Consider the following 6,166-nt stretch of genomic DNA (forward strand, 5'->3'; position numbering starts at 1 on the left):
GCCGAGTACGGCACACGAGCGCCTCGGATGTCGCGATAGTCCTGGTGGCCGGGGCCCGCCCAGAGAATCGCGTCGCCGTCGCCGACGCGCGAGATCGCCTCGACGATCGCCCGTTCCGGCGGCGAGATCTCGAGGATCTCGGTGGCCGACACGGCGGCGCGAGCGCCGGTGAGCAGTTCGGCGCGGATGTCGTCGGGGTTCTCGTGTCGCGGATGGTGATCGGTGATGATGAGGATGTCGCTGCCGAGCGCGGCAGTGCGTCCCATATCGAATCTCTTGGTCGTGTCGCGGTCGCCGTCGGCGCCGAACAGCATCCGAACGCGTCCCGGGGTGATGCGCCGCACGGCGGCGAGTGTCTTCTCGAACGCGTCGGGGGAGTGGCCGAAGTCGACGTAGACCGCCGGGCCGCTCTCTCCGGACACGCGCTGTGTCCGCCCGGGACAGCCGCCTCGATCCGGCGGCCGTCGAGGGCCGCGGCCAGCCGCTCCCACGCGTAGCCCGCCTCTCGGAGCATCACGATGGCGAGCGCCGCGTTGGAGGCCATGTGCGGGCCGATCACCGGAACAGTGGTCGTCAGCAACTGCCCATCGGGGCCGTGAGGAGCGAAAGTGGTGCCGTGTTGTCGCTCGGCGACGATGTCCACGGTCCAATCCGCCGCGACCGGCTCCACGGCCAGGGCCGGGGTGATGATCGTCGTGGTGGGAACCCTCGCTGCCGCGACGACCTCGACGCCGTATTCGGAGTCGAGGCTCACCACCGCCCGACGACTGCGTTCGGGGGTGAACAGCGGCAGCTTCGCGCGGAGGTAGGTGCCCATGTCGCCGAAGTCGTCGAGATGGTCGTGCGTGAGGTTGGTGAAGCCCGCGACATCGAAGACGATCCCGTCGACGCGGTGACGTGCCAGTGCCTGCGCGCTGACTTCGTCGGCCACCGCCTCCACTCCGCGCTCGCGCATGTGCGCGAGCAGAGCGTGGAACTCGGGCGCCTCCAGAATCGCCTTGAGGAGATGTGCGACGCTCGTCTTGTCGTTCGTTCCCGTGACGCCGAGCATGATCGGCACGTTCTGCTCCGTGCCGTAGATCCAGGCCGAGATCTCGCCGAGGATGCCGCGCGGATCGTCCACCACGGCGATCGGCACGCCGGCGTCGGCTGACAGCTCCGCACCCGCGCGGTCGGTGATGACGGCTGCCGCCCCCGCCGCGACGGCAGCCCCCACGAACTGCGCACCGTGATGGTTGCGGCCGGGGAGCGCGACGAACAGATCGCCGAGACGCAGGTCGTCCGTTGCCAGCGTCACTCCGGAGCGAGAGCCATGACCAGGCTACCTCGTTCATTTCGGCACGCGGCCCGGTCGCCGCACGGGCGGCGACCGGGCCGCAGGCCAGGACGAGCCGGGTATCCGTCAGGCGCGGCGTCGACGCACCAGCGCGACGACGAGCGCTGCGATCGCGGCGGCGAGGGCGCCACCGCTCAACCAGCGTGCGACCGGGTCGGCATCCGACGCCGCCGCGGCGGTCGTGGCGGCGTGCGCATCTGCATCGCCGTCGGTCGTCGACGCATGCCCGTGGTCGCCAGAGCCGGTCGACACGGCACCGACCGCGACGACGGGGGCAGGCGCTTTCAGATCGTCTTCGCTCTGCCCCTCGGCGGCGACCTCCGACCAGTCGGTCGACCCGGTTTCGCACGTCTGCAGGACGGGGAAGGCCACCGAGGTGTTCGCGGCGCTCGACGAGAAGATCACATCGAGCGCGACCGAGGCCGCTACGCCGGAGTCGACCGGCGTGATCGCCGTGAACGTGACGGAGGACGGGATGCCATCCGTGTTCAGCTCGCGGGTGATCTTCCATGCGCCGTCGAGCACCGGCTTCACGCCGTCGATGCCCTGGGGGATGGTGATCTTCACTGCGGTGGTGGGCGAGTCCTCGCAGCCGTGGCTGAACGAGAACGCGAGGCGTGTGGTCGACCCGGCATCCGACGCGTCCGGCGTGACGTGCACGTGAGCCGATGCGGCGAGGGGGGCCGCAAGCACGAGGGCGGCGCCGGCGAGGATGCCGGCGATCGTGCGTGCGCGGCGGCGGGAGTCAGGGGTGACAGTCATCAGGGTGCTCTTTCTGTTCGTTCGTGGCGCGGCGGATGCCGCGATGACGGGTGCGGCGGTGCCGCGGGGTGCCGCGGGTGCGGCGGTGCTCAGCGTGCGAACGCCGGTGGACCCCGTCGAGTGAGAACGGACAGGTGGGCATCGGCACGCGCGACGCGCGGGCCGGGAGAGGGAATGACGACCCACGGGAAGCTCTGCGGTGCCGGCGAGTGGGTACGGTTCAGGACGCGCCGGATGCCGCGGGCCAGAACCGCCACAAGCCGCTCGCCGTAGGCCACGAGCGCGATGGTGACGACCGCCGCCAGGGCGTGGGCGAGCAGCATCCCGACGCCGAGGTGGGCGGCGGAGTGTCCGGAGCCGGCAACGGCCGGACCGATCGAGAGCGCGCCGTGCACGTGCCCGGTGCCGGCGGCGGGGAGGGAGGCGGGTCCGATCACGGCGAACATCGTGTGCAGTGCGATCTGCGCCGCCGCGATGGCCGCTGCCGTCCGAAGGAGACTCCGGCGTCGGCCGACGAGAGCGACGGCGACGGGTGAGGCGAGAACGGTGACGGCCACGATCAGCCACAGCGGGGGTGCCTGTCCGCCGCCCAACGTGTGCCCCGCCGAGGCGATCGTCGTCGCGATCGCCGCTGCGGTCGTGCCGCGCAGGGCGCGCACACGGCGGCTCGTCGATCGGTGGGGCACCTGATGAGCCTACCGGCGCCGAAAGGGGCGTGCCGCGCGAGGGCTGAGCAAACTCAAAGCGGCGACCGGTAGCCTCTTGGCTCGTGACCCTCATCGCCTTCATCGTCGGCGTCGTGCTGCTGGTCGTGGGGCTCGCGGCATCGATCGCTCTGCACGAGGTCGGGCATCTCGTGCCCGCCAAGCTCTTCGGCGTGCGAGTGGGCCGCTACATGGTGGGTCTCGGGCCGACGCTGTGGTCTCGCCGGTTCGGTGAGACGGAGTACGGCGTGAAGCTCCTGCCGCTCGGCGGCTACATCTCCATGGCGGGTATGTATCCGCCGGCCCCGCAGACCGTGGCGGCCACGGCCGCCTCGCGGGCGCGCGCCGGCTTCTTCGCGTCGATGGTGCAGGATGCGCGGGCCGCCAACGAGGAGACCCTCGACGGTGTGGACCGCACCGGAACCTTCTACGCCCTCCCCGTGTGGCGGCGGATCGTCATCATGCTCGGTGGCCCGGTCATGAACCTTCTGCTGGCGATGCTCCTGTTCGCGATCGTCTTCAGCGGCATCGGCGTGCAGACCGCGACGACCACCATCGCCGCGGTGAACCAGTGCGTGCTGCCGGCAGGATCGACCCAGACCGCGTGCGCGGCAGACGATCCCGTCTCACCGGCCGCGGCGGCCGGCATCCAGACCGGTGACGTGATCGTGTCGGTCGACGGCACGTCGGTGCAGACGTTCGAGGAGGCGTCGGCGATCATCCAGGCCTCGCCCAACCGCGCCATCGCCGTCGTCGTCCGCCGCGACGGTGTCGAGCAGACCCTCCAGGTCACACCGCTGCTCGCGCAACGTCAGATCGCGGGGCCCGACGGCACCACCGTCACCGCCGACGTCGGCTTCGTCGGAATGACCGCGATGACGGACTATGTGCACCAGCCGCTGTGGGCGGGTCCCGCCGCAGCGGTGCAGCAGGCCGGTCAGGTCGTCGGCATCATGGGGCAACTGCCGGCACGCGTCTACCAGACGGCGTCCGACATGATCACCGGGGCTCCGCGCGATCCGAACGGGCCGCTGTCGGTGGTCGGCGTCGGCCGGCTCGCCGGCGAGGCCGCGGCCACCGATGCGCCGGTGCTCAACCGCGTCGCCACCATTCTCGGGCTGTTGGGCTCGCTCAACCTGGCACTGTTCGTCTTCAACCTCATCCCGCTGCTGCCGCTGGACGGTGGCCACGTGGTGATCGCCCTCTGGGAGGGCGTGAAGCGCGCCTGGGCCCGGCTGTGGCGCCGCCCGCCGCCGCGCCCCGTCGATGCGACCACGCTCGTCCCGGTGACGTTCGTCGTGGTCGTCGCGATCGTCGTGATGGGCGGCATCCTGATCCTGGCGGACATCGTGAATCCGCTCAAGATCTTCGGCTGAGTCAGTCGAGAGCCCAGGACACCAGTCGTTCGAGCGTGGCGAGGCCGTCGCGCGAGAGGATCGACTCCAGGTGCCCCTGCACCGAGGCGTAGCCCGGTCCGCGCAGGGCGTAGACGTCACCGGAGCCCCCATCCGCCGAGATCTCCGTGCGCCCGAGGCGGGCCGTTCCCGGGTTCACGCGGGCCGTGAACGTGTTGTAGAACCCGATCGACGATGGTTCTCCGAAGACGTCCACGGTCTTCTGCAGGCCCTGATGGGGCGTCGCCAGGGGAGCGAGGTCCAGGCCGAGCCGGTCGGCGAGGATCTGGTGGCTCAGACAGACCGCCAGGAGGGGCCGACCGCCGTCGAGGCGGGCGGCGACGACGTCGCGCATGGCGCGGATGCGGGCGCTGCCGTCGTCCCGCGGATCGCCCGGCCCGGGTCCCGCGACGACGATGTCGGCCGCCGCGAGAGCGTCGGCTTCCGCCGCGGCACGGCTCCAGGGCACGATCGAGGTGGCGAAGCCGAGGTGACGCAGCTGGTGGGCGAGCATCGTGGTGAAACGGTCCTCGGCATCCACCACCACCGCCGTTCGGCCGACGTAGGGACCCGCGGCAGCGGTCTGCTGCGGGTTCAGCCAGAAGGGGGCGAGCCGCTCGTTGCGCGCCGCGAGCAGCGCGGCGATCGACGGGTCGTCGGCCAGGCGGGGCGCGGTCGATGCCGGGGCGTCCTCGTCGAGGAGCGTGTCGGGGGCCGCATCGCGTGCCACGGCGCCGATGGCCCCGAGCACGCCGGCCGCTTTGCCGTGGGTCTCTCCGACTTCGCCCTCGGGGTCGGAGTGGCGCACGAGCGTGGCGCCCACGGGAACGCGCAGGGTGCCGTCGACCAGGTAGGCGGTGCGAATGAGGATGGGCGCATCCAGGTCGTGGCGACCGTCGGCGGTGGGGGTGAACAGTGCCGCGACGCCGGAGTAGTAGCCGCGGGGCTCGCGTTCGTGCCGCTGGATGACGGTGCACGCGTTCTGCATGGGCGATCCGGTGACCGTCGGTGCGAACATCGTCTCGCGCAGGATGTCCCGCGGGTCCATCGTGCTCGTGCCACGCAGCATGTACTCGGTGTGCGTCAACCGCGACATCTCCTTGAGATGCGGGCCGGTGATGCGGCCCCCGTCGCTGCAGACGGCGCTCATCATCTTGAGCTCCTCGTCGACGACCATGAAGAGCTCTTCGGTCTCCTTCGTCGACGACAGGAACGCGGTGAGCGTCTCGGCCGTGGCTCCTCCGACGGGGTGGCGGAAGGTGCCCGAGATCGGGTTCATCGTGACGACGCTGGTGCCCGCGATCGTCGCGCCGTCGCGCCGCGCGCTGACGTGGGCCTCCGGGCTCGCGCCGACCGCGAGATGACCGGGCGTGGACACGAGGAAGGTCCAGTAGGCGCCGCGTTCGTGCTCCAGCAGGGCGCGGAACCAGGTGAGTCCCGCGGTGACCGCGTCGGTGTCGACGGATGCCGTGAAGTCACGGCGGATGACGAAGTTCGCGCCTTCGCCGCGGCCGATCTCGTCGGCGATGACGCGGCGGACGATCGTCGCATACTCGTCATCGCTGACGTCGAATCCGGCGTCGGCCAGCGGAATGGTCTCGGACGGCAGCGTCGACAGCAGCGCGGCGCGCTCGACTGTCACGTGCTCGTCGACCACGAGACAGCGCAGCGGCGCGCCGTCGTCGTGGCACGCGAAGCCCCGCTCGACGACCTGCCGATAGGGCACGAGCGCCAGCACCTCTCGCGGGGTGCCCGTCGCATCCGTCAGCGGGATGTCGGACAGCAGGGGGACGTCGACCACCTCGCCGACGAGGAGCTCGACGGTGCCGGCATCCCGGGCGATCAGGGCGAACGGACGCTCCGCGCGCAGCACGGACTCCAGCGGGGAGGGGCTCGGGGTCATCGCCGGGCCTTTCTTCAGGTCGGGCGGGCTGCATTCGTCCGGGAACGAAAAGACCGCCTCGAGGGCG

At 71.1% G+C, this 6,166-nt stretch carries 5 protein-coding genes and 1 pseudogene; 1 reads left to right on the top strand and 5 read right to left on the bottom strand.

All coding sequences use genetic code 11. The features are described from left to right. The 4 genes and pseudogenes from BGN98_RS11475 to BGN98_RS11490 form a co-directional block, all read right to left on the bottom strand. Nucleotides 1-422, bottom strand: a 422-nt coding sequence (locus BGN98_RS11475; RefSeq protein WP_288121472.1) for a glutamate ligase domain-containing protein, incomplete at its 3' end; no start/stop codon positions are given. 149 nt (nt 423-571) lie between these two features. Continuing rightward, nucleotides 572-1,297 (bottom strand): annotated as a pseudogene (locus BGN98_RS11480) (Mur ligase family protein); the annotation flags it as partial. Between the two features lie 105 nt (nt 1,298-1,402). After that, complete coding sequence (locus tag BGN98_RS11485; RefSeq protein WP_288121473.1) at nt 1,403-2,098, bottom strand: DUF1775 domain-containing protein; 696 nt, start codon at nt 2,096-2,098, stop codon at nt 1,403-1,405. A gap of 89 nt (nt 2,099-2,187) precedes the next feature. Next, nucleotides 2,188-2,784, bottom strand: a complete 597-nt coding sequence (locus BGN98_RS11490) for a hypothetical protein (RefSeq protein WP_288121474.1) — start codon at nt 2,782-2,784, stop codon at nt 2,188-2,190. An 83-nt stretch (nt 2,785-2,867) separates the two neighbouring features. Here BGN98_RS11490 and BGN98_RS11495 point away from each other — a divergent pair, with 83 nt between their 5' ends. Beyond that, on the top strand, nt 2,868-4,178 hold the full coding sequence (locus BGN98_RS11495; RefSeq protein WP_036289405.1) for a M50 family metallopeptidase: 1,311 nt from the start codon (nt 2,868-2,870) through the stop codon (nt 4,176-4,178). Between the two features lies 1 nt (nt 4,179). On the opposite strand, the gene BGN98_RS11500 is transcribed toward BGN98_RS11495, so the two are convergent. Continuing rightward, nucleotides 4,180-6,099 (bottom strand): anthranilate synthase family protein, encoded by a 1,920-nt coding sequence (locus BGN98_RS11500; RefSeq protein WP_288121475.1) that lies wholly within the window; start codon nt 6,097-6,099, stop codon nt 4,180-4,182. Nucleotides 6,100-6,166 lie beyond the last annotated feature (67 nt).

The organism is Microbacterium sp. 69-7, from assembly GCF_001897985.1.
Lineage (GTDB): Bacteria > Actinomycetota > Actinomycetes > Actinomycetales > Microbacteriaceae > Microbacterium > Microbacterium laevaniformans.